The 22625-nt window shown below is 63.1% G+C and carries 18 protein-coding genes; 4 read left to right on the top strand and 14 right to left on the bottom strand.

Features of this window, described 5'->3' with window-relative positions:
* Positions 1-282: transposase (locus tag BLT65_RS22735; protein WP_143036541.1), on the top strand; the 282-nt coding region annotated here is incomplete at its 5' end.
* A 248-nt stretch (positions 283-530) separates the two neighbouring features.
* Here BLT65_RS22735 and BLT65_RS22730 read toward each other — a convergent pair.
* The 9 genes from BLT65_RS22730 to BLT65_RS22690 all read right to left on the bottom strand — a co-directional run bounded on the left by BLT65_RS22730 (position 531) and on the right by BLT65_RS22690 (position 9513).
* Entirely contained in the window at positions 531-1379 is an 849-nt protein-coding gene (locus BLT65_RS22730) for an ureidoglycolate lyase (protein WP_091781158.1), read from the bottom strand.
* A gap of 74 nt (positions 1380-1453) precedes the next feature.
* Positions 1454-2197, bottom strand: a complete 744-nt coding sequence (locus BLT65_RS22725; protein ID WP_091781154.1) for an SDR family oxidoreductase — start codon at positions 2195-2197, stop codon at positions 1454-1456.
* 88 nt (positions 2198-2285) lie between these two features.
* Positions 2286-3116, bottom strand: coding sequence for an amidohydrolase family protein (locus tag BLT65_RS22720; protein ID WP_091781151.1), 831 nt, complete (start codon positions 3114-3116; stop codon positions 2286-2288).
* Positions 3117-3131: 15 nt separating this feature from the next.
* Complete coding sequence (locus tag BLT65_RS22715; RefSeq protein ID WP_091781210.1) at positions 3132-4172, bottom strand: aldo/keto reductase; 1041 nt, start codon at positions 4170-4172, stop codon at positions 3132-3134.
* 53 nt (positions 4173-4225) lie between these two features.
* Positions 4226-5545 carry a UxaA family hydrolase gene (locus BLT65_RS22710; protein WP_208545787.1) on the bottom strand — a complete coding sequence of 440 codons (1320 nt, stop codon included), beginning with the start codon at positions 5543-5545 and terminating at the stop codon, positions 4226-4228.
* Between the two features lie 16 nt (positions 5546-5561).
* Positions 5562-5879, bottom strand: a complete 318-nt coding sequence (locus BLT65_RS22705; RefSeq protein ID WP_042316939.1) for a UxaA family hydrolase — start codon at positions 5877-5879, stop codon at positions 5562-5564.
* Between the two features lies 1 nt (position 5880).
* On the bottom strand, positions 5881-6915 hold the full coding sequence (locus tag BLT65_RS22700; RefSeq protein WP_079500497.1) for an ABC transporter permease: 1035 nt from the start codon (positions 6913-6915) through the stop codon (positions 5881-5883).
* A complete protein-coding gene (locus BLT65_RS22695; protein WP_091781207.1) occupies positions 6905-8431 on the bottom strand; it encodes a sugar ABC transporter ATP-binding protein in 1527 nt (508 codons plus the stop codon). The genes BLT65_RS22700 and BLT65_RS22695 overlap by 11 nt, the downstream gene beginning before the upstream one ends.
* Positions 8432-8463: 32 nt before the next feature.
* Entirely contained in the window at positions 8464-9513 is a 1050-nt protein-coding gene (locus tag BLT65_RS22690; RefSeq protein WP_091781145.1) for a sugar ABC transporter substrate-binding protein, read from the bottom strand.
* Between the two features lie 329 nt (positions 9514-9842).
* Between BLT65_RS22690 and BLT65_RS22685 the strand changes: the two genes are divergently transcribed.
* Positions 9843-10637, top strand: a complete 795-nt coding sequence (locus BLT65_RS22685) for an IclR family transcriptional regulator (RefSeq protein WP_091781142.1) — start codon at positions 9843-9845, stop codon at positions 10635-10637.
* Positions 10638-11743: 1106 nt separating this feature from the next.
* Positions 11744-12286, top strand: coding sequence for a hypothetical protein (locus BLT65_RS22680; RefSeq protein WP_091781139.1), 543 nt, complete (start codon positions 11744-11746; stop codon positions 12284-12286).
* Between the two features lie 8 nt (positions 12287-12294).
* Here the strand turns inward: BLT65_RS22680 and BLT65_RS22675 are convergent, their stop codons facing one another.
* Positions 12295-14730: a bifunctional acetate--CoA ligase family protein/GNAT family N-acetyltransferase gene (locus BLT65_RS22675; protein ID WP_091781204.1), complete on the bottom strand. Its 2436-nt coding sequence runs from the start codon at positions 14728-14730 to the stop codon at positions 12295-12297.
* 339 nt (positions 14731-15069) lie between these two features.
* On the opposite strand from BLT65_RS22675, the gene BLT65_RS22670 reads away from it, so the two are divergent.
* Positions 15070-15939: a LysR family transcriptional regulator gene (locus BLT65_RS22670; protein WP_091781136.1), complete on the top strand. Its 870-nt coding sequence runs from the start codon at positions 15070-15072 to the stop codon at positions 15937-15939.
* An 85-nt stretch (positions 15940-16024) separates the two neighbouring features.
* On the opposite strand, the gene BLT65_RS22665 is transcribed toward BLT65_RS22670, so the two are convergent.
* From BLT65_RS22665 to BLT65_RS22650, 4 genes are all read right to left on the bottom strand, one after another.
* Complete coding sequence (locus tag BLT65_RS22665) at positions 16025-17626, bottom strand: peptide chain release factor 3 (RefSeq protein ID WP_091781133.1); 1602 nt, start codon at positions 17624-17626, stop codon at positions 16025-16027.
* 202 nt (positions 17627-17828) lie between these two features.
* Positions 17829-18890: a fimbrial protein gene (locus BLT65_RS22660; protein WP_091781131.1), complete on the bottom strand. Its 1062-nt coding sequence runs from the start codon at positions 18888-18890 to the stop codon at positions 17829-17831.
* 110 nt (positions 18891-19000) lie between these two features.
* On the bottom strand, positions 19001-21619 hold the full coding sequence (locus BLT65_RS22655; RefSeq protein ID WP_244186548.1) for a fimbria/pilus outer membrane usher protein: 2619 nt from the start codon (positions 21617-21619) through the stop codon (positions 19001-19003).
* 220 nt (positions 21620-21839) lie between these two features.
* Positions 21840-22595 carry a fimbria/pilus periplasmic chaperone gene (locus BLT65_RS22650; RefSeq protein WP_091781201.1) on the bottom strand — a complete coding sequence of 252 codons (756 nt, stop codon included), beginning with the start codon at positions 22593-22595 and terminating at the stop codon, positions 21840-21842.
* Positions 22596-22625: the final 30 nt, after the last annotated feature.

Raw genomic sequence — 22625 nt, 5'->3', positions numbered from 1 at the left:
TGGCGTCGGGCCTGGGATCGCGTGATCCCCTTCTTCGCGTTTCCGCCAGCGGTTCGCAAGGTGATCTACACGACCAATGCCATCGAAAGTGTCAATGCCCGGCTACGCAAGATCGTCAAGACGCGTGGGCACTTCCCGACGGACGAGGCCGCGACCAAACTGCTATGGCTGGCCTTGCGCAATATCACGGCTGACTGGAGCCGTGCCGCGCATGACTGGAAAGCCGCGATGAACCAGTTCGCGATCCTCTACGAGGATCGCTTCACAAGGAATCATTTGTAGAATGCAATTGACGAGCCTGCCAGATGGCAGGCTTTTATCTGCCTTGCACACAAAAATTCAGACACTCCCCCCCGCACAGGGGCGACGCGTGAAACAGGCTAACAAATCGCGGATGCCAGCGAAAACACTAGCAAACCAAACCGCCTCCGGCATAAAAGCATCAAACCCGGATGCCACCGCAAAGGCAGAAAAACCCAAACCGCAAATGCCATTGCGAAACGGCAAAAAAACTCAGCGCCGCAGGCACATCACTCCGCCGCATAAGTCTTCTGTTGCTGCTCCCCGAGCCCTTCAATCCCGAGCTTCACAGTCTGCCCCGGCTTCAAATAAACAGCCTCGGGCTTCACACCCATCCCAACCCCCGGCGGCGTGCCCGTAGAAATCACATCCCCCGGCTGCAAGCTCATACACTGCGACAGATAAGAAACAAGCTTCGCGACACCAAACACCATGGTCTTGGTGCTGCCATTCTGATACCGATGCCCATCCACCTCGAGCCACAGCTTCAGATTCTGCGGATCCGCAACCTCATCACGCGTAACAACCCAAGGCCCGATCGGCCCAAACGTATCGAACCCCTTGCCCTTATCCCATTGCCCGGCGCGCTCGATCTGCCACTCACGCTCGGACACGTCATTGATCACGCAATAACCCGCCACATAGTCGAGCGCATTCGCCTCATCGACATACTTCGCTTCCTTGCCGATCACGACGCCCAGTTCCACTTCCCAATCGGTCTTCTTCGAGCCACGCGGAATTTCAATCCCGTCGTTCGGACCGACAATCGCGCTAGTCCACTTGTTGAAAACAACAGGCTCGCTCGGCACGGGCAGATTCGACTCGGCGGCATGGTCCGCATAGTTCAGCCCGATACACACGAACTTCCCGATCTTGCCGACACACGGCCCAATGCGCGGATTGCCTTCGACAACCGGCAGCGTCGCCGGATCGATCGCGCGCAATTTGCCAAGCGCCACATCCGTCAACGTGCTGCCGTCGATATCGCCGACCACTTTCGACAGATCGCGAATCTTGCCTTGCGCATCCAGCAAGCCCGGCTTTTCCTGGCCCTTCGGTCCATAACGAAGCAGTTTCATCGCTGCAGTTTCCTCTGTTCAGTGATTCCGTGGTTCATAAACGTGGTCCGTGCTTCACGCACGCGCTGCGTGGCTCAGTTCGACCAGCCGCCGTCGATCACATGCGCCTGGCCCGTCGTGAACCCCGACTCGTCCGACGCGAGATACAAGGCCAGCGCCGCAATCTCCTCCGGCTTGCCGACACGGCCCATCGGCTGACGCGCGACGAACGCGGCATGCACCGCTTCGACCGTCGCGCCCTGCGCCTTCGCCTGCTCGGCGATCCGCTGCTCGAGCGAAGGCGAGTGTACCGTGCCCGGGCAGATCGCGTTACAGCGTACGCCCCGCGTGACAAAATCCGCGGCGATGGCCTTGGTCAGACCGATGACGGCGGCTTTCGATGCGCCATACACGAAGCGATTCGGCACGCCCTTAATGCTCGACGCCGCCGACGACATGTTGATGATCGACCCGCCGCCCTCCTCCAGCATCGCAGGCAAAAACGCGCGGATCATCCGGTACATCGCCTTCGCGTTCAGATCGAATGCGAAGTCCCAGTCTTCCTCGCTCGCTTCGAGAATCGAGCCCGCATGCACGTAGCCCGCGCAATTGAACAACACGTCGATGGGACCGAGTTCCTGCGCAAGCGCCTTGATCGCCGCGCCGTCGAGCACATCGAGCTGGCGCGCTTCGACGGGCTTGTCCTTGAGCGCGTCGATGCGGATGTCGGTGGCGATGACGCGCGCGCCTTCACGCGCGAAAAGCTCGGCCGTCGCAAGGCCGATGCCCTGTCCCGCTGCCGTGATCAAGGCCGTCTTGCCGGCCAGTCTTTGTACCATTTAAGGCTCCCGTTGGATTGGCGTTTGGGTCATACCGGGTATTGCAACGGCTGCTCACCGGCGCGAATGTTGAATTCCAGTTGAACCGTCACAACCGGTAGAACGCCGCCGCATTGCCGCCGAAAACCGCATCGCGTTCGGCATCGGATATCGATGCAAGCAGCTCTGTCGCAATCGAATGCCACAGCAGGTAGTCGCCGTTCAGGTTCAGCACCGGCCAGTCGCTGCCCCACATCAGGCGCTTCGGCCCGAACGCGGCAAGCAGATGATCGACGTAGGGACGCAGCGTCGCTTCCGTCCAGCCTTGCGCGGCTTCCGTCGCGAGGCCCGACAGCTTGCAATGCACATGCGGCAGTTGCGCGAGCCGCGTGATGCCTTCGGCCCATGCGTGCCAGCCCGCGCTGCCGTCGCGGATCGGCGGCTTCGCGCCGTGATCGATCACGACGCGCAGTTGCGGAAAGCGCTTGATGAATGTTTCCAGCGCATCGACGTGACGCGTAAAAATCAGCGCATCGAATGCGAGGTCGTGGGCGATCAACGCATCGACGGCGGGCTTCAGCGCGGGGTTGGCAATCCAGTTGTCGTCGGGCAGGTCTTGCAGCATCGGCCGTACGCCCTTGAATTTCGGATCACGCGCGAGTTCAGCGATCAATGCGGGCGCGCCTGCATCGAGCATCGGCACCCAGCCGACGACGCCCGCAATCGACGCTTCATTGCGCGCGAGATCGAGCAGATAGCGCGTCTCGTCGACAGTCTGCGCGGCCTGCACGACGACCGTGCGCGACACGCCCGCACGTTCGCGCAGCGGCGCGAGATCGTCGGGACCGAACGTGCGGTAGAGCAGCGCGAGATCGGGCGTCAGCCAGCCGTAGTCGCCACGCTCGGGGTTCCAGTAATGCTGGTGTGCGTCGATTTGCATGATGTGATCGAACCGCTAGTCCTTCGGCACGGGCGCGCGTGGATCGAGCAAGCCTTTGTCGCGCAGCGCCTGCCAGAGTTCGGCGGGAATCGGCTTGTCGAACGAAGCCACATTCTCGCGCAGTTCGCCCGCGTTGCGCGCGCCCGTCAACACCGTCGCGATGGCGGGGTGCGCATACGGAAACTGCAACGCGGCAGCAGCCAGCGGCACGCCATGCACCTTGCACACCGCTTCCAGACGCGCGACGCGCTCGATCACTTCCTTCGGCGCCTCGCCATAGTTGAACTTCAGATCGCCTTCGACGCCGCGCGCGAGAATCCCCGAATTGAACGCGCCGCCCAACAGAATGCTGACGTTGCGCTTTTCGCATTCGGGCAGCAGGTCGTTGAGCGTCGCCTGTTCGAGCAGCGTGTAGCGGCCCGCGAGCAACGCGCAATCAATGTCGAATTCGCGCATCGCGTCGAGGATCGCCGCGCCTTCGTTGACGCCGAGACCGACGGCTTTCACAGCGCCTTGCGAGCGCAGATCGTCGAGCGCGCGGAAGCCGCCGCCTTGCGTGAGCTGTTGCCAGTAGTACGCGTTGCGCTCGCCATGCGTGACGACGCCGATGTCGTGAATGAGCAGAATGTCGATATCGACGATGCCCATGCGCTGCTGGCTGTCTTCGAACGAACGCAGAATGCCGTCGTGCGTGTAGTCGTAGATCGCTTCAAACGGCAGCGGGTTTTGCCAACCTTCGCTGCCGTCATACGGGTTCTTGCGCGGCACGAAGTGACGGCCGACCTTGGTCGACAGCACGAACTCGTTGCGCGGATAGCGCCGCAGCGCATCGCCCAAGCGATGCTCAGCCTTCGTGTGTCCATAGTGCGGCGCGGTGTCGAAGAAGCGCACGCCCGCGTCCCACGCGGCCTGAACCGCGCCGAACGCTTCTTCATCGGACAGATCGCGATAAAGTCCGCCGAGCGGCGCGGTGCCGAGCCCCAGCCCCGTGACTTCGAGTGCGCGGCCGCCGATGCGGCGCCGCTTGCGCACGTTTGAACCCGCCGCGTCCGTCATCGTCTCGCTCTCCATGTTGTGTTTTATGTTCAACCCAGCGCTCACCGCAACGTTCACTGCGCGGCCACGCTGACCACCCGATGCGGCAGCGCCGCATTCGACGGCAAGCACGCCGGCCCGACGGGCTCGAACGTCTTGTACGTAAGGATAAACTCCTGATGCCCAAGCGACTCCGATTTCGACGCCGCGCCCTGCGCCACGGCGAGTGTGACGTCGAACACTTCGCGGCCCACTTCGTCGAGCGTCGCGCGGCCTTCAAGGATACGCCCTGCGTCGACATCCATGTCGCCGGACAGGTTGCGGTAAGTATTCGGATTCGCGCAGACCTTGATGACGGGCGAAATCGCCGAGCCGACCACCGAGCCGCGTCCTGTCGTAAACAAAATCACATGCGCGCCGCACGCGATCAGTTCCGCGATCTCCGCGTTGTCGCTGATGTTCGGAAAGCCGAAACGCGGCTCGCCATCCGGCACGACGTCGAGCAGATAGAGACCGCCCGTGGGCGGGACATCACCGGGCTTCACGATGCCGACGATCGGCGACGCCCCGCTCTTCGCATACGCGCCGAGCGACTTCTCTTCCTGCGTCGTCAGGCCGCCGTCCGCGTTGCCGACGGCGAAGCTGCCGTGGCCGAGTATCGAGTAATAGCGCGCGGCCTTCGCGACGCACGCAACGAGTTCATCGCCGAGATCGTCGCGCGCCGCGCGGCTTTTCATATGAAACTCGCAGCCGACCAGTTCGCCCGTCTCCTCGAAGATGCAGGTCGCGTCATGCTCGATGAAGTGATCGAACGCGCGGCCCACGGCGGGATTCGCCGTGATGCCGCTGGTGCCGTCCGAGCCGCCGCAGATCGTGCCGATCACGAGTTCCGACAGCGCCATGGGCACTTTCTTTTGCTTCGCGAGTTCGCCTCGCGCTTCGCGCACCCAGTCGACGCCGTATTGAATCGTGCTGCGCGTGCCGCCCTTTTCCTGGATCGTCAGCACGTGTACCGGGCGGCCGCTCGCGCGCACCACATCGACGAGGTAATGCTTGTTCATGCTCTCGCAACCGAGCGACACGAACAGCACCGCGCCGACATTCGGATGCGTCGTCAGCTGTTCCATCATCTTTTCGGCGTAGCTGTTCGGATAGCAGCCCGGAAAGCCGATCAGATGAACGGGCGCTTCCAGCTCTGCGGAAGCGTCGTCGAACGCATCGAACGAAGGGCGGAACTGCGCAACGATCTCGCGCGCCACGTGATGCGCGCATTCGACCAGATAGGCGACGGCGACCACGTTGCGGATGCCCTTGCGTCCATCGCTGCGCAGATAGCCCTGCAGCACGGGCAGCATGGCTGATTGCGCGGTATTTGCTACGGAAATGTCGGTCATGTTCTGTTGGCCCGCGTCAGTGATGGACGAATGCGTGGCCTGCGTCGTGCGTATAAGTGGGCAGGTAATCGCTTTCGAGGTTGTGCGTATGCAGATGCTCGCCGCGCGCGACATCCGTCGTCACGTGGCCGATCACTGCGCCGTAACGCAGCACCTTCTCTTCGCTGCGCAGTGCATGGCGCGCGACCTTGTGGCCGAGCTCGATCGTCTTCGCGAGCGTCACGTGCTCGCCTTCGATCTCGATTCGCGTGCCGGCTTCGAGCCGCGCGCCAGCGATCAGGCAGTTGTCTTCGGGACTGAGCAGAATCAGGCGGTGGTCCGTCATATGCGTCATGTCAGTTTTGTCCTTCGCCGCTGGCGAGGCGCGCCACCATCAGCGAGCCGAGAATGATCGCGCCGTAGATCGCCTGAATCCAGAACGACGGCACCTGTGCGAGCGTCAGCAGGTTCTGCACGACGCCGAGCAGCAGCACGCCGGACAGCGCGCCGAGCATCGTGCCCTTGCCGCCATCGAGCGAAATGCCGCCGATCACGGCCGCAGCGAACACGGTGAAGATCATGCCGTTGCCCTGGTTCGCGTTGATCGCGCCCACATAGCCCGTCACGACGAGGCCGCCAATCGAAGCGAGCACGCTGCCGAGCACGAACACGCCCCAAGTGATGCGCTCGACACGAATGCCCGCCGCGCGCGCCGCTTCCGGATTGCCGCCGATCGCATACAGCGCGCGGCCCAGGCGGTGATAGCGCAGCATGAACGCCGCGATGCCGAACGCCACAGCCGCCAGCCACACCGACAACGGCAAGCCGAGCACAATCGTGGTCGCGAGTTCGAAGAACGACGGCGGCATGTCGAACAGCGTGCCGCCCTTCGTCGCGCCGACCAGCATGCCACGCAGCACGATCAGCATCGCGAGCGTGACGATGAACGCGTTCAGGCGCAGCCGCACGACCAGAAAGCCGTTGATGAAACCGATCACTGCGCCGACCACGAGGATCGCGAGCAGGCCCGCCGCAGCCGGCCATTCGAACCCGAAGCCCGCGGAAGCCGCAGGCATCACGAGCATCGCGCCGACAGCGGGCGCGATGCCGACCGTCGATTCGAGCGAAAGATCGAACTTGCCCGTCAGAACGATCAGCGATTCGGCCAGCACGACAAGCGCCAATGCCGCCGATGCGCCCAGCACGCTGATCAGATTCGCCTTCGTCAGAAAGCTCGGGCTGACGAACGCGCCGATCACGATCAGCAATGCAAGCGCGGGCACCAGCGCGAGATCGCGCAAACGCGCGAACTCGATGCGCGGACGCGCGGCGCTCGAGCCCATTCCTTGAGCCGATTGAGCCGACGCAAACGCAGGCACACTATTCTTCATGGAGACTGACTCCTTCAACGGATGCGATCAGGTCGTTGTCTTCCCAACCTGCCGGAAACTCGGCCGCGATGCGGCCACGGAACATCACGAGCACGCGATCGCAGACGCGCAGATCGTCGAGTTCGCCCGAAGCGACGATCACCGACTTGCCCTCTTCGCGCACGCGATCGACAACGGCCAACAGCGCTTCTTTCGATTTCACGTCGACGCCCGCCGTCGGATCGATCAGCACGAGCACGTCGGGATCGGTTGCCAACGCGCGGGCCATCACGACCTTCTGCTGATTGCCGCCCGACAGCCCCGACACGACTTGCTCCGGCCCCTGCGTAGCGATGCCGAGCGCGTCAATCATCTTCTTGCCGAATGCATTCTTCTTCGCGGGCGGCGCGATGCCGAACTTGCCGAGCATGCGTGCGATCGTCATCGACGCGTTTTCCGCGACTGATTGCGTGAGCACCAGTCCTTCGTGATGACGGTCCTTCGGCACGCAGCCGATGCCGCGCTTTAATGCAGCGGGCACGTCGCCGAGCGGCAACGCTTCGCCGTCGACGCGAATGCCGCCGCGCTGTGGCTTGCGCAGCCCCGCAATCGCTTCGGCGACGCTCGTGCGTCCACTGCTCGTTGCGCCCGTGAGTCCGATGACTTCGCCGCGCTTCACTGCAAAGGTGACGTCTTCGTAGTCCGCACCCGTGAGCGCTTCGACCTGCAACGCGACGGCCGTCGCAGGAGGTAGAGGTTGGCGGGAAGCCGCGTCGGTGACATTGAGGCCGCCGCGCTCGCCCGTCATTGCTTCGATCAGCTGCTCGCGCGGCAACGCCGACACAGGCGCGCTGACGATATGCCTTGCATCGCGCAGCACGGTGACGGCCTGGCAAATCTCGTACACCTCCTGCAAGTGATGCGAGATGAACAGGAACGTCACGCCTTCGCGCTGCAATTCCTCGATGCGCCTGAAGAGCCGCTTGATTTCGTCGCCGTCGAGTTGCGCCGTCGGTTCGTCGAGAATGATGAAGCGCGCGCCATACGACAGCGCCCGCGCGATCTCGACGAGTTGCCGCGCTTCGACGGTGAGGTCGCCGGCGCGCGCGTCTTCGCGCACGTCGATCTTCCAGTGATCGAGCAGCGCGCGCGCCTCGCGGCGCATGGTGCGCCAGTCAATCACGCCGTTGCGCGTCTGCTGCCGGTTGATGAACAGGTTCTCCGCGACGGACAGTTCGCGGATGATCGTCGAATGCTGATAGACGCACGCGACGCGCTCGCGCCACGCGTCGCGGTCGGCGATGGGCGGCGCAAGCTCGCCGCCGAATCGCACTTCGCCCGTGTCGGACTTGCGCAGGCCGGTGAGAATCGACACCAGCGTCGATTTTCCCGCGCCGTTGCGCCCGACGAGCGCATGCGACTCGCCGGGCAACACGCGCATGCTGACGTCTCTCAGCGCCGCGTGGCTGCCGAAGCGCTTGCCTACGCCAAGCGCCTCGACGACCGCGCGCGTGGATGCGTTCGCGTCGTGGGTCATTTGCTCGCTCACTTGCTTGCTCACTTAGGCGCTCATTTGAGCGTGTTGCCCCAGAGGTTCTTGTCGTCGACATTCGCCTTCGTCACGAGCGGCGCCGGCAACTGGTCTTCGAGAACACCAGGTTGCAACTGCACGATGTTGCTGCCGTGATCGGTGGGACCCGGCTTGAACGTCTGCCCGGCGAGCGCGGCCTTCATGTAGTAGAGGCCGTACTTCGCGTAGAGATCGGCGGGCTGCGAAATGGTCGCGTCGATTTCGCCCTTGCGGATCGCGTCGAACTCTTGCGGAATACCGTCGTTGCTGACGATCACGACATGCTTCGCGTCGCCTGCGGGGAACAGCATCTGCTTGCGGCGCAGCGTCTGCAGCGTCGGCGACAGATAGACACCGCCCGCCTGCATGTAGATCGCCTTCACATCGGGATTCGCGGTCAACAGGCTATCCAGCGAGCTTGCCGCGACATCACCCTTCCAGCCCGCCGGAATCTCCAGCAGCGACAGCGCCGGATAGTTCTTCAGGCACGCGCGGAATGCTTCCGAGCGGTCGCGACCGTTGACGGACGCCAGATCGCCCATGATCTGCACGACCTTGCCCGACTTCACGTGCTCGCCGATGTACTTGCACGCATTCGTGCCGTACGCGCGGTTGTCGGCGCGCACGACCATCGCGACCTTGCCTTGCGTCGGCGCGACGTCGACGGCGACCACGGCCACGTTCTTCGCCGATGCCGAGTCGAGCGCACGGCTGATCGCCGCCGAATCGATCGGCCCGACGACGATGCCCTTCGCGCCCAGATTCACCATGTTGTTCATGTCGGTGATCTGCTGCGCGGGGTCGTTGTTCGAATTGACGGGCGCGAGGATGTCGATGCCCATTTCCTTCGCGTACTTCGGCAGATAGTTGTTGTACGACTGCCAGAACGGCGACGTGAGAAGCGGCAGGCCGAGACCGACCTTGCCTGTGTCAGCCGCCTGCGCGGCCGTGCTGAACGTGATGCCAGCGATGCACGTCGCGGCCACGGCGGCCGTCAGCGCGTTCTGAACGATACGGCGAGCCGCGCGCGGCTCCTTGGCGAAACCCATGCTTGTCTCCTGTGTCGATGGGAGTTAGCGCTTCAGCGCTTACTCCCATCCCATGCACGTTAGTGCGATGGATCGGAGTTGCGCTTGAGCGCTGATCCGCATCCATCTGCGTTGTGGGAAGAGGAACCGGCGAACCGGGTGCATCGACCTTTCACTTTCTTATGGGCATTGGTGCATGCATTCACCAATGAACGTATTATTCATATACGAACATTGACAAGTCAACGTGACACGCGTGGGTGTTTTCCCTGGAGCCGTGCGCCCTGTGTGACAGTCCTCTGACAGCCGATAATCAAATGCGAACGTCAAACACGAACCGACTGCCGACGATGGATGTAGAAGACAAGGACGACGCCGACCGTTATCGCGCGCCTGCGCTGGACAAGGGTCTGGACATACTCGAACTGCTTGCCGAGCAGAAGAGCGGCTTGACGCGTGCCGAGATCACGAAGCTACTGGGGCGCAACGCGAGCGAGATGTACCGGATGCTTGAGCGTCTGGTGGCGCGTCAATACGTGGTGCGGTCGGCGGGGGGCGACCGGTATTCGCTGAGCCTGAAGTTGTATGCGCTTGCGCATCGGCATCCGCCGATGAACCGGCTGATTTCCGAGGCGTTACCGTTGATGCAGCGCTTTGCTGCCGATGCTGAGCAGTCGTGTCATCTTGCTGTCTATGACCGTGGCAATCTGCTTGTGATCGCACAGGTGGATGGGCCGGGCACTTGGGGCATTTCCGTGCGGCTCGGGTCGCGGGTGGGTTTGATCGATACGAGTTCGGGGCGCACGATGCTCGCTTTCCAGACGCCTGAGCAGCGGGAGCATATGCTCGCCGAGCACACCAAGGTCAAAGGCGAAGTGACGATCGATCATGGCGCGCTCGAAAGTGCGTGCGAGACCATTCGCGCGGCTGGGTTTTCGCAGAAGGACAGTCAGCAGATTTTTGGTGTCACCGATTTGACTTTTCCTGTGCTGACGGCGTCAGGGCAGGCGATTGCTGCGATGACTTGTCCTTTCCTTAAGCGGATTGATGAGTATGTGGCGCCTTCGCTGGATCAGGTTACGCAGATGCTGCGGGAGATTGTGCAGGGGTTGTCGATGTTTGCTGAGCCTGAGGTGAGGTCGTAGGTCGGGGTTTTGGTTCTTGCGCTTGCGCAGCGCGGGCGGTTTGGTTGTTCTGGCCTTTGCGCTGGCATCCGCGTTTTGCCTTCGTGGCGCAGCCGGTTTGGTTTGCTTGTGTTTGCGCTGGCATCCGCGTTATGCCTTCGCGCTTCAAGCGTCGCCGTTCAGTGTTTTGCCTTTGCGCTGGCATCCGCGTTTTGTTAGCGTGCTTCAAGCGTCGCCCCTGTGCGGGGCGGCACCTACTTTTCTTTGCCGCCGCAAAGAAAAGTAGGCAAAAGAAAGCGGCTAACACCGCTAATTCTTGTGTTTGCCTGAGGGCCCCCAAAGGTTCTTACGCTTCACACGGCGACCACGTGACCCACGTTCGTTGCCAGCGCTCTTGCGGTGCGCCTCACCCGCTTCGCCCGCCCGTGCTGCACCATGCCGTGCCAGATAGTCCACGGCCGCCCAGGTGGCAAACTGTGTGTAGGCCGTAGTGCTTCGCACGCCTCACTTCGAATCGATAGCGCATGCGTTCCACCCTGTAAGAGCGCTACCCTGTACGACGCGACAACCTACACACTGTTTGCCACCTGAGCGGCACATACCATTCGCTGCCGCTTGCCCGTGCAAATGCATTTGAAGCGGGTGAGGCATTCATTCGAAGCGTTGGCAACGAACGCGAACAGAAATGCTGCCGTGTGAAGCGTAAGACCCTTTGGGGGCCCTCAGGCAAGAAGAAATGTTGGCGGTGTTAGCCGCTTTCTTTTGCCTACTTTTCTTTGCGGTGTGGGGGCCCTCAGGCAAGAAGAAATGTTGGCGGTGTTAGCCGCTTTCTTTTGCCTACTTTTCTTTGCGGCACACAAGAACTGGCGGTGTTAGCCGCTTTCTTTTGCCTACTTTTCTTTGCGGCGGCAAAGAAAAGTAGGTGCCGCCCCCACAGGGGCGACGCCTGAAGCACGAAGGCAACACGCGGATGCCAGCGCAAGGACCGGCAAACCAAACGAGCCCCGCCACGAAGACAAAACACAAACGCAGGCACAAAGCCCCAAACCTCAAACCTCAATGCGATAGAATGTCGCCCCTTCCCAAACCCCAAAGTCCCCTTGCGCCCACGCGCAACCCAAACCTTTATGGCCAAACTTCTGTCCGACCTCGAATTCCAGCGTTTTTCCGAACTCCAGCAGAAGCAGGCAAGCTTCACCATCTCCGGCGAAGAAGCCGACGAGCTCCGTGAAATCGTCTCCCGCGCACAGCAAAAACGCGACGACCGGTCCGCGGCAATGAAGCAGATCGAAACCTTCATCACGCAATTCGACATCACGCCCGACGAACTCTTCTCGGCCGATCAGATCGGCGACGCCGCCCGCAACTTCGGCCTGATTCCGGCCGCAAAGAAAGAACGCATGCTGCCGCCGACAGTCACGTTCAACGGCAAGCCATATCAATGGACGCGCGCGCTGCCCGACGAAGTCCGCGTGCCGCTGTTCGAAGCCTTCACGGCAGGACAATCGGTGAAACCGTTCATCGCGACACCGAAGGACGCAGTGCGCTGTGCAGCAACGATCGCGCGCCTCGAACGCGAAACGGGCGCGACGTACGCCCCCGAGTGGCTCGAAGAACTCTCCGTGTCACGCGAACAGGTAGACGCGGCAGCGATGAAGCTCGCGGCTTAAACACACGCTCAGCTACGCGTAGTACTAGTAGTAGTAGGGGCAGAGGCAGAACACGCAGGCGACGCGCCGAACCCCACGGCGCCCCGTTCATCCGGCTGATCGAGCGCCATCCTGAAGCCGACCACGCCCGGGTCCTCCGTACGCGTCGTCGTGAAGCCGACAGCCGTCGCCAGCCCGATCATCGCCGAGTTCTCGCGCAACGCCTCGCCGATGATCCAGTGCGTGCCACGCGAGCGCGAATACGCGATGATCCGCTCCATCAACAGACGCCCTAGCCCCTTGCCCTTCTGATCCGAACGCACGGCCATCGCGAACTCGGCCGTTTCGTTGTCCGGGTCCGCGACGGCGCGCACGACGCCAAGCGTGTGCGTCGAACCGTCGTCGTTCTGTGTCGTCGCGATCAGCGCCATCTCGCGGTCGTAGTCGATCTGCGTCATACGCGCGAGCTGCGAATGATCGAAGCTGCCGACCGCGCCGAAAAAGCGCAGGCGCAGATCGTCGGGCGTCATCGATTCGACGAAGTCCCGATGCGCCGCTTCGTCTTCCGGGCGAATCGGCCGCACCGTGATGCGCTGGCCGCGCCAGTCGAGTGTCTCTTCGTAGCGCCGCGGATACGGCATGATCGCGAAACGCGTGCGGTTCGCCGATAGCCACAGACGCGGCGCGACGATCGCCGCGCCGTTTCTCATCACGCGCAACGCAAGCTTCAGCGAAACGATCTCGCGTATCTCCGACACCGCCTGCGAAATCGACGTCAGCGTAGTCAGAACGGGCTCGGGCGAGACTTCGCGCGAATACGCCGAGTTCGACAGTATGTCGCCCGATAGCACGGGGTTCAGCGGCGGCAGGCCGAACACGCACATCGGCCGCGCTTCGTCGTGCTCGGGTGGCGCGGTGAAACGGAACACTGGGCCGAAGTTGGCGTCGTCGCGCAGCTCGACCGCGATATCGACTACGGCACCGTCACGCGCTTCGTCGGGCACCGTGCGCACGCCGAAGTGCGCGAGCAGCCGCGCCGCGTCATCCCCTTCAAGTAACGTCACGCCCGACGAGAGCGCCGCGCAAGCCTGCGCCTGCGCAGCGTCAATCGCTTCGGGCACGCGCGCGGGTTGACCTTCGGGTGTCTGCATCAACAGTTCGCGCACGAGCCGATACTCGACGAGACGCTCGAACGCGCGCGCAAGCCGCTGCGGCGTGGTGTGCACAGGGATGCCGTGCTCGTGCAACGCATCGCGCGTCTCGCGCTTCACGCCGCCGAAAAAGCACGCCAGCAGCCCGCGATACGCGTAGCGCTGATTCGCGATCAACGCCTGCGCGACTTCCTCGACGGGCGCGCCGTGCGTCGACGCGTGTACGACGAATGCCGTCCCCGTCAAACGCTGATCGGCGAGCACCTTCAGCGCCGTGCCGAAATGCTCGGCGCGTGCGTCGCTGCCAAGCAGCAGCGGATTGCCCGGCACGGCGCGCGGCAATGCTTGTGCAAGCGCATCGACGGCGCCTGACGGGCACGGCGCTAGCGTGTCGCCGGCGGCCTTGAACGCGTCGGTGGCGAGCGTCGCGACGCCGCGGTCGCTCGTGATCAGCGTCGCCGTTGCGCCCGCCGCGACGCGGCCCACGCCAAGCGTTTCGATTTCATCGAGCAGATCGTCGAGCGCATCGACGCGCACCACGCCCGCGCGGCGGAACGCGCCCGTGTAGAGCGCGTCGTTGGGATCGCTGCGGCCCGAGCGCAACGCCAGCACCGGCTTGTTGCGCGACGCCGCCCGCGCCGCCGACATGAACTTGCGCGCCGCCTTCACGGAATCCACTTCGAGCAGGATCGCGCGCGTGCCGGGATCGCTCGCGAGATAGTCGAGCACGTCGCCGGCATCGACGTCGGCTTCGTCGCCGAGCGCCATCGCGTGCGAAAAGCCCAGGCCGCGCGCATGCGCCCAGCCGAGCACCGCGTTGGTCAACGCGTTCGACTGCGACACCCACGCGACGCCGCCCGAGCGTACCGTCACGGAAGGCGCGCCGAGATGCGCCTTGAGCGCGGGCGTGATGACGCCGAGGCTGCCCGGCCCGACGATACGCAGCAGATGCGGCCGCGCGGCGGCGAGCGTGTGGCGCACGTCGGCGCGGTCGTCATCGCAGCGCGCCTCGCCGACGATGATCGCCGCGCGCGTGCCGCGCCCGCCGAGCGTGTGGACGATGGCGGGCCACGTCGAAGGCGGCGTGCAGATGATCGCAACGGTCGGCGCGTCGGGCAAATCGCCCGCGTTGCCGACGCAGGCGTGGCCGTCGAGCATGTCGTACTTCGGATTGACGGCCCAGACGGGGCCGTCGAAACCGCCTTCGATCAACCGCTTCCATACCATTGCGCCCGTGCTGCCCTCGCGCTTCGAGGCGCCGATCACGGCAATGGATTTTGGGCGAAACAACGCGTCGAGATTGCGTACGGTCACGGGCGCTCCGCGAATGAGTGGGTGCGCGGTCGAGGCGCGCGATTTCATCAGGATAGGCGATGAGCGGGGCGCTGTGGGACGGGTTCGTCGAAGGCAGCGGGGTTCGTCTGACGTTAGCCCGCGCTATAGGCCAAACGGAGCGCTGGCGGACTCGACCGTCGCGCAGGCGCGCCATGCGTCCGCCCACTCCCGCCCTGCGCACCATGTAGAATCGCCTCCACGGCTCGCGGCGCGGCTTTCCGGCTGCGGCGCCGCCTCCGGCTCGCCACGTTCCGCGAATCGATCAAGAAAGCGCATGCGGGTGTAACAGAGAAGAACGATGAGACTGAAGGAAGAGTTATGCGGCGTCTGCCCTCGCTGATCGCGTTGCGCTTTTTCGAAGAGACGGCACGGCACATGAGTTTCAACCGCGCTGCCGTCGCGCTGTGCGTCACGCAGGGCGCCGTCAGCCGGCAGATCAAGATTCTCGAAGAATCGCTTGGCGCGAAGCTTTTCGAGCGCGATCACAAAGGCATCCGCCTGACGAAGGCGGGACAGCAGTTGCTGCCGTGCGTGTCCGAAGCGTTCGACACGCTCGAACGCGGCACGCGCCAGGTCACGACGGCCAAAGGCCGCCGGCGCCTCGTGCTGTCAGTGCCGCCCACGTTTGCCACGCAATGGTTTTCGCCGCGGCTCGGCTCGCTCGCTGTCGAATTGCCGGACGTCGAGTTGTCCGTGCGCACAGGACCCACCGACGACTGCCACTGCAACATCCGCTTCGGCCGCGACGCGCTGCCCGGTGCCCATTCCGAGCTGCTGATGATCGAGCGGCATACGCTGGTCGGCGCGCCTCGCCTTGGCGGCGAGCCGCTGGACAAACTGCTGGAAACGCTGCCCGCGCTGCACGTGCTGCACAACGACGCGCGCCTGAACCTGTGGCCCGACTGGCTCGACAAGGCCGGCCTGCCGGCGCATTACGCCGACAACGGCATCGAGTTCTCGACGCTCGAACAGGCCATCCACGCGGCGCGCAAAGGCGTGGGCCTCGCGATCGTCGATCGCAACATGATCATCGAGGAACTGGGCGAAGGCAGCCTCGCGCCGATGTCGGATATCGAGGTGAGCGGGCCTTATGGCTACTGGCTCGATATCGCCGAGCGGCATGCAACGCTCGAACACGTGCAGGCGTTTGCGAGCTGGATGCGGGAGCAGGTGCTGGGGATGTCGTAAGGCTCGCGATTCGCGGATCGCCTCAAAGCGAAAGGCCGTGTTCGTTGGAACACGGCCTTTTTTTATGGCGAGGAAGCGCGGTTTGTTACATCGCCTTCCTGAACGGCGCACCCGAATGCTCGCGCAGTTCGTTGAACACGATCTTCGGCCACGCCTTTTGCGCGACTTCGATCTCGGAGATGTGCGATGCGAGATACGTCGGCGCATCGGCGGCATCGTAGGCAATACGCTGCGCGTATGAATCGCAGAAGCGGCGCAACTCGGCGGCATCGTCGCAAGTCACCCAGCGCGACATCCGGTAGCGCGCGGGCGCCATCCGCACATCGACCTTGTATTCCGTCGACAGGCGGTGCGACACCACTTCGAACTGCAGTTGCCCAACCGCGCCCAGAATCGTCAACCCGCCCATGACCGGCTTGAACACCTGGATCGCGCCTTCTTCGCCGAGCTGCTTCAGCGCTTCGCCGAGCTGCTTGGAGCGCATCGGATCGACCACTTCGACCGTCTGGAAAATTTCCGGCGCAAAGAACGGCAAACCGACGAATTGCAGCATTTCGCCTTCCGTCAGCGTATCGCCGAGACTCAGCGTGCCGTGATTCGGGATACCGATGATGTCGCCCGCGTACGCTTCGCTGACCGTCTCGCGGCGCTGCGACAGAAACGTCACAACGTTGTTCGCGCGGAACGTTTTATTGTTGCGTGTAACCTTCAGCGCCATGCCGCGCTCGAAGCGACCCGAGCACACGCGAATGAACGCGACGCGGTCGCGGTGCGCCAGGTCCATGTTCGCCTGCACCTTGAACACGACGCCCGTGAATTTCGGCTCTTCCGGCAGCACCGGGCGCTGCACGGTCAGTCGCGCGGACGGCGGCGGCGCGAGATCGACGAGCGCGTCGAGAATTTCCTTCACGCCGAAGTTGTTGATCGCCGAGCCGAACAGCACGGGCGACTGCTGGCCCGCGAGGAATTCGTCGCGATCGAACGAGGGCGTTGCGCCCGTGATCAGGTCGATCTCTTCTTTCGCGCGCACCCATGCGTGGCCGAAACGGCGCTCGCCCTCCTCGTCGCCCGGCGCGCGCAGCGTTTCGACTTCGCCGCCGAGCGTGTCCTGACCCGCGCGGAACACGCGCACCTGATCGTTCTGGATGTCGTAGACGCCCTGGAAGTCCTTGCCCATACCGATCGGCCAGGTGAACGGCACGGCCGACACGCCCAGATGCTGTTCGATTTCGTCGAGCAGATCGAGCGGCTCGCGCACTTCGCGGTCGAGCTTGTTGATGAACGTGACGATCGGCGTCTTGCGGCTGCGGCACACTTCGAGCAGCTTGAGCGTCTGCGCTTCGACGCCGTTCGCGCCGTCGATCACCATCACGGCGGCATCGACGGCCGTCAGCACGCGGTACGTGTCTTCCGAGAAGTCCTCGTGGCCCGGCGTGTCGAGCAGGTTGATCACGCAGTCGCCGTACTCGAACTGCATCACCGAGCTCGCGACGGAAATGCCGCGCTGCTTTTCGATCTCCATCCAGTCGGACGTCGCGTAGCGGTTGCTCTTGCGGCCCTTCACGGTGCCCGCGATCTGGATCGCGCCCGAGAACAGCAGCAGCTTTTCCGTGAGCGTGGTTTTACCCGCGTCCGGGTGGGAAATGACCGCGAACGTGCGGCGGCGTTTGAGTTCGGAGACTGACATTGGCAATTAGGGTCATGGCGCACGCCCTTCTGGCAGGCGGCGATACGGCAACCGGGCGCGGCGACATGCCGGACAGGCCCGCGAGAACCGGCAAAGCCGCGATGATACACGTGCCGGGGCAACCTATAAGTATAGCTGGCGCGAGCCGATGCTTCCCGGGCGGCCAGTGAAGTCCGCCGCGTCTGGCCGGATAAGACGACGACTATTGATAGGACATCGTAAACGTGGCCTTCGCGTTGGCGGACCCCGGATTCATTGCGCCTGTACGGATATAGCTCGCTTTCAGCGGCACAGAATAAACGCCGCCCGTGGTCGGCGACGACGACACCGAAATCTGGTTCACGGTTCCGGCAGCGGAAGAATCCGGCCCGTACAGTATTGGCGTGCCTGCATATGAGAGCTGATACGCAATGCCTTTTGCGGTCGAATCAGCCGTCAACGAAAGCGTGCTGCTTCGGTTCGACGGCGTCGTCAGGTCCGATACTGTCACTGCGACGCGCACACCGGGATCGCAGTTCAGCGACAGACTGAACGGCGTGCTTCCCGTCGTTGCGCCAACCGAAGCGAGATCCTTTGTGTTTGCCTGCGGCATCGTCACCTGGACAGCCGACTGGGTTACCGAGCAGGCAATGCTGGAGAAGTTCCCGCTGGCCGTCCCCGTGAACGCATTGCCCCAAGGAAACGTTCCGCTCTGATTGTTGATGGCATTCGTGATCGACAACGCCGGTATGGTGGTGAGCGTACCTGGCGCAACGGCGCCCGTCTTGACGAACTGCGCGGAAATCGTGACGTTGAAGTCGTAACCGGGCGTTGCACTTGCCCAGATCTGATGACATATAACCTGCCGATACCCATTGGGCACCGTCAACGGCAAGCTGTTGCATGTCGTCGAAGGTCCGTTCGATACGGTGAATCGCACACCGATGCCCGAAAGGTTGGTCGGATAGACATCGCTGTAACCGGCGACGAGCGCCGTCGGCGCTGCATTGAAGTACAAATATATGTCGCGATCACAACAAGGGTCACCCGGACAGTGGAAGCTCAAGGTGTTCGAATAAGCCGGCGTCGTGCTTCCGATGGGCGCATCGCGGCCGAAGCTGGCGGCACCCACGGCGGGAGGATTGCTGGTCTGTCCCGTCACGTTGCATGAGATCGTCCCGGCATATGCCTGAGAGCCGGCTGCGAACAAGGCGATGAACGCGCCCAGCATCAGGACGCTGTGCAGCCGCAGTTTCAACACTACAAGAATCGTGTTCGGTTTCATTGTGTTCTCCCCTTCATCAATCCACTTTGTCGCACTTCTTCTTTACAGCACCGTCGGCGCCGTCACGCTGCAAGATTCTGCGTGGTCGACATCGCCCGGCTCCTTTTCTCTTAACCCGCGCTTGCGCCGGCCGCGGGCACAACTGCCACTGGCGCGATGGAGGAGCCGGTGGCGCAATGCCCTTCCACCGACGTATAAGCATCCGCCTTATCACCCTTCACTGGCAATGCGTACTGAATCCGGCAGATGTCGCCTTCGTTTTCACCAAGCTTTACGACAAGCGTCCCCTTATCCTCGATACCGCGCGCAAAGATCCGGCTGTCCTGAGCGACCACGCCAACGTGATTGCCGTTCGCATCCAGCACATCCGCACCGAACGGCAACGGTGCGCCGTCCATCTGCGGTGCGCGGATCAACGCCGCGCGCCCCGTCACCGTCTTGTACTTCAGCATCACAACCGAGCCCAGCCGCGGCGCAACACGCTCCGACGTCGACACGAACTCGACATCGCTCGACGAACCCTTCGGGTCGATATCCACCGTGTTCATCCCGTATGCCGTGAGGAGCGGCACGACCGCGTAGCCGTGCGAATCCACCTTCACGCCCGACGCGCTCGACACCGTTGCGCCTTCCGCACCTTTCGCCTCGACGATGCCGAACGTATCGCCAACCGTCTGCGAGAACGTCACGCCGCCCGGATGCGCGACGACCGAGCCGCTCACGCCTGCCGAGACCTGCGCCGAATGCGCGCCGCCGCTGGCTGACGCCGTCACCTGCGCAACCGGCGCACGCCAGGTGCCGCTCGCGCCGGCGCTCGCATTGACGCCGCCCGACGAAGCCTGCCCGACCGTGTCGTACACGTTATAAGAATACTGATTGCGCTCACCCGCGGCACCGCCCAGGCTGGTCTGCATGCTCGATGCGCCCTTGCCCGCATTGAGGTTGGTCGACAGCATCGGCGAGTGCTGCGTATGACCGAGCGGAATCGACGTGCTCAGCATCACTTCGTTCGACAGCGTGCCGTCCGCGCTGCGAGTACGGCCTGCCGTAACACTATAGGTGCCATATTTGAAGCCGTTCGAGTAGCCCAACTGATAAAACATGTCGCGTCCCGGCCGGTTCCAGTAGTGCTGCGACGAAACGTTCGCGAACACCGCGCCGCGATCCTTCAGCGTCTGATTGACAGTCAGTTGCAGACGGCCGCGTTCGCGGTCGGCCGCGTTGATGTCGCTGCCATGCAGCGCGGCGTCGCGCAGCCGGGCGGCATCAGCGAGGCCGAGATAGCCGCTGTCCGAGTACCGGTACGCGCCAAGCGCGATGTTGGTATTGGTTGAATCGATGAACTTGCTGTAGCCGATGTGCAGACTTTGACCTTGCTGCGAACCAGCGCCGGGCAACTGCGTGCGCGCCGTCGTGAGGTCGCTCGCGAGCGCGCCGTACTTCGTATTCAATGCCGCGCCGAGATTCGCCGCAACATAGCCGTTCGACGCGATAGCGCCGCCGTAGAGCGTGACGAGATTTGTCAGCCCGCGCTGCACCGTGAACTGTGTGAAGCCGGGTTTCGTCTGCAACGATTCGTCGCGCAGTTGACCGGCCGTGAAGGCGAAGCGTGTCGTGCCCGCGCGCAGCGACTGCGCGACGGCCGCGTAAGGCACGGTGAAGCGCTTCGTGCGGCCATCGGCTTCCGTCACCGTCACGTCGAGGTTGCCGCCGTAGCCGGTTGCGTAGAGATCGTTGATTTCGAACGGTCCCGGCGACACGTTCGTTTCATAGATAACCTGACCATTCTGGCGCACCGTCACGCGCGCGTTCGAATCGGCCGTGCCGCGCACGACGGGCGCATAACCGCGCAGCGATTCCGGCAGCATGCGGTCGTCGGTGGCGATCTGCGCGCCGCGAAACGCGATGCTGTCGAACACGTCGCCTGTAGTTTGCGCGTCTCCGAGCGTGACCTGCGAGCGCAGCTTCGTCACGTCGTGCTGAACGTAGGTGGCGATATTGTCGAGCTGGATCGACTGGCCCGTGCCCGCCGTCACCGACGACTGATGCCGGAAGTGCCATGCGCCAATGTTCACGCCGGCGTTCAGGCCCAGATATTCCTGTGACGCTTGCGTGCCGCCGCTCGCCGTCCGGTAGGCGTTCGCGTTGTAGCTGAGAAAACCCGCGTTGACGCCGTTGTCCCACAGTTCCGGCGCGACGTAGCCGCGCGCCAGGTTGTGCATGTACTTCTGCGGGATCGTGATGTTTAGCTTCTGCTCGTTGAAGTCGAATTCAACCGTTGCGTCCGGCACGCTCGCGCTGACATCGACACATGCGTCTGCGCCCTGATCCGCTGCGTTCGCCAGCTTCGTGAAGTCGACGCCGTATGCTTCGAGCATCTTGCGCGTGAGACAGGCGCGCGCGTTCTCGCCTTCATGCGCGGCGGTGAAGCGCACGCTCTCGCGCGCGACGTGGTTGTCGTTGATCGAGATATCGACCGTATAGGCGCCGGGCGACACGATGTTGCCGCGGCCAAGGCGCGCGACGTCGACCCGTTGCGAGTCGATCTGCAGGAAAGTCGTATCGAACTCGACAGCACCGCCCGCTTCGGCCGCACACGCGGCGCCTGAGCTCATGAAACCCGCCATCGCGAACACCGACAGCACGACGGCCGTGACGGGATTCAGCATGAACGAGCCGGCTGTTGCACTAGCCGGGCGTTGCGATTGGCGTTGGAGTGAGGGTTTCATGATCCGATAACTTCGATTGGCCTGTCGATCAGGCATGAATCGATGTTATGGATTTACGAGATAGGAGTACCTCAGACGATTCCTAATTTTGAGATACTCAAGACCCGCACGCGCAAAGGCTCAGCGCGTGCCAGACGGCATCACGCGGCTACGTTTTTGAGATTCGGGAGAGGGAAAAGCGGCCGGCGGACCCAGCGCCTCAAAGTGAAGGCGAGACGTGTTAAGGAGCGATGTCCGCATCGCCTTCGATCGCACCGCCGAAGTCGTTGATCGCGACGTAGTGAACCTTGCCGGACTTCACGCCGTTCATCTGCGGCACGGCGATGATCTCCTTGCCGCGCGGCGCGACCATGCCGCCGCGGTCGTTTTTGTAAGTGGCGCCATTGGACGACACCCTGATCTCGCTGAACGACACGTGATACGCAGTCGGATTCGACACGGCGAGCGCCTGGCCCTTGCCTTCCGGCGCCGGGACGACCTTCCAGTCAAGCTGGCGCGGCGCCTCGTCCGGCGTGCCCTGCAGCTTCGGCGGCCGCACGAAGACCTTGATCCGCGTGCGATACGCGAATTGCAGCGTATTCGCATCGGCTTTCGCGTCGGCTTTGGGCGGCACGTCAAGCACGTTGAGCCAATACACCGACTCGCGATCCTGCGGCAGGCGATCCTGCGGCAGCGCGTCGCCGCTGTACATGACACGCAGCGTCTGCGACTTGCCCGCGTCCATGCGGAAGATGGGCGGCGTGATGACGAACGGCGCCTTGCTGTCGCCCGGCTTCGTGTCGACGTTGCCGTCGTCCATCCAGACCTGCACCAACGAAGGCGCACGGCTGTCGTTGTTCAGCTTGACGGTCACTTCGCGCTGATCCAGTGGATACACGACCCGTGTGCCGCCAATCGTCACGCTCGCCTGAGCCACGCTTGCGAACAGCGCACATGCCAGACCCACACCAGCCAGCAACCGAGCCATCGTCTTCATCGCCTTCACCTTTACTTATGCGTTAATCGA

Source organism: Paraburkholderia steynii (genome assembly GCF_900100565.1).
Classification (GTDB): Bacteria; Pseudomonadota; Gammaproteobacteria; order Burkholderiales; family Burkholderiaceae; genus Paraburkholderia; species Paraburkholderia terrae.
Note: the sequence above shows the minus strand (reverse complement) of the source record. Positions and strands in the feature narration are given on the sequence as shown.

Coding starts and splice junctions, on each gene's coding strand:
- BLT65_RS22685 (WP_091781142.1), top strand. CDS start 9,843: ATGGATGTAGAAGACAAGGACGACGCCGACCGTTATCGCGCGCCTGCG.
- BLT65_RS22655 (WP_244186548.1), bottom strand. CDS start 21,619: ATGAAACCCTCACTCCAACGCCAATCGCAACGCCCGGCTAGTGCAACA.
- BLT65_RS22695 (WP_091781207.1), bottom strand. CDS start 8,431: ATGACCCACGACGCGAACGCATCCACGCGCGCGGTCGTCGAGGCGCTT.
- BLT65_RS22705 (WP_042316939.1), bottom strand. CDS start 5,879: ATGACGCATATGACGGACCACCGCCTGATTCTGCTCAGTCCCGAAGAC.
- BLT65_RS22725 (WP_091781154.1), bottom strand. CDS start 2,197: ATGGTACAAAGACTGGCCGGCAAGACGGCCTTGATCACGGCAGCGGGA.
- BLT65_RS22730 (WP_091781158.1), bottom strand. CDS start 1,379: ATGAAACTGCTTCGTTATGGACCGAAGGGCCAGGAAAAGCCGGGCTTG.
- BLT65_RS22650 (WP_091781201.1), bottom strand. CDS start 22,595: ATGAAGACGATGGCTCGGTTGCTGGCTGGTGTGGGTCTGGCATGTGCG.
- BLT65_RS22700 (WP_079500497.1), bottom strand. CDS start 6,915: ATGAAGAATAGTGTGCCTGCGTTTGCGTCGGCTCAATCGGCTCAAGGA.
- BLT65_RS22690 (WP_091781145.1), bottom strand. CDS start 9,513: ATGGGTTTCGCCAAGGAGCCGCGCGCGGCTCGCCGTATCGTTCAGAAC.
- BLT65_RS22670 (WP_091781136.1), top strand. CDS start 15,070: ATGCGGCGTCTGCCCTCGCTGATCGCGTTGCGCTTTTTCGAAGAGACG.
- BLT65_RS22715 (WP_091781210.1), bottom strand. CDS start 4,172: ATGACGGACGCGGCGGGTTCAAACGTGCGCAAGCGGCGCCGCATCGGC.
- BLT65_RS22680 (WP_091781139.1), top strand. CDS start 11,744: ATGGCCAAACTTCTGTCCGACCTCGAATTCCAGCGTTTTTCCGAACTC.
- BLT65_RS22665 (WP_091781133.1), bottom strand. CDS start 17,626: ATGTCAGTCTCCGAACTCAAACGCCGCCGCACGTTCGCGGTCATTTCC.
- BLT65_RS22660 (WP_091781131.1), bottom strand. CDS start 18,890: ATGAAACCGAACACGATTCTTGTAGTGTTGAAACTGCGGCTGCACAGC.
- BLT65_RS22710 (WP_208545787.1), bottom strand. CDS start 5,545: ATGACCGACATTTCCGTAGCAAATACCGCGCAATCAGCCATGCTGCCC.
- BLT65_RS22720 (WP_091781151.1), bottom strand. CDS start 3,116: ATGCAAATCGACGCACACCAGCATTACTGGAACCCCGAGCGTGGCGAC.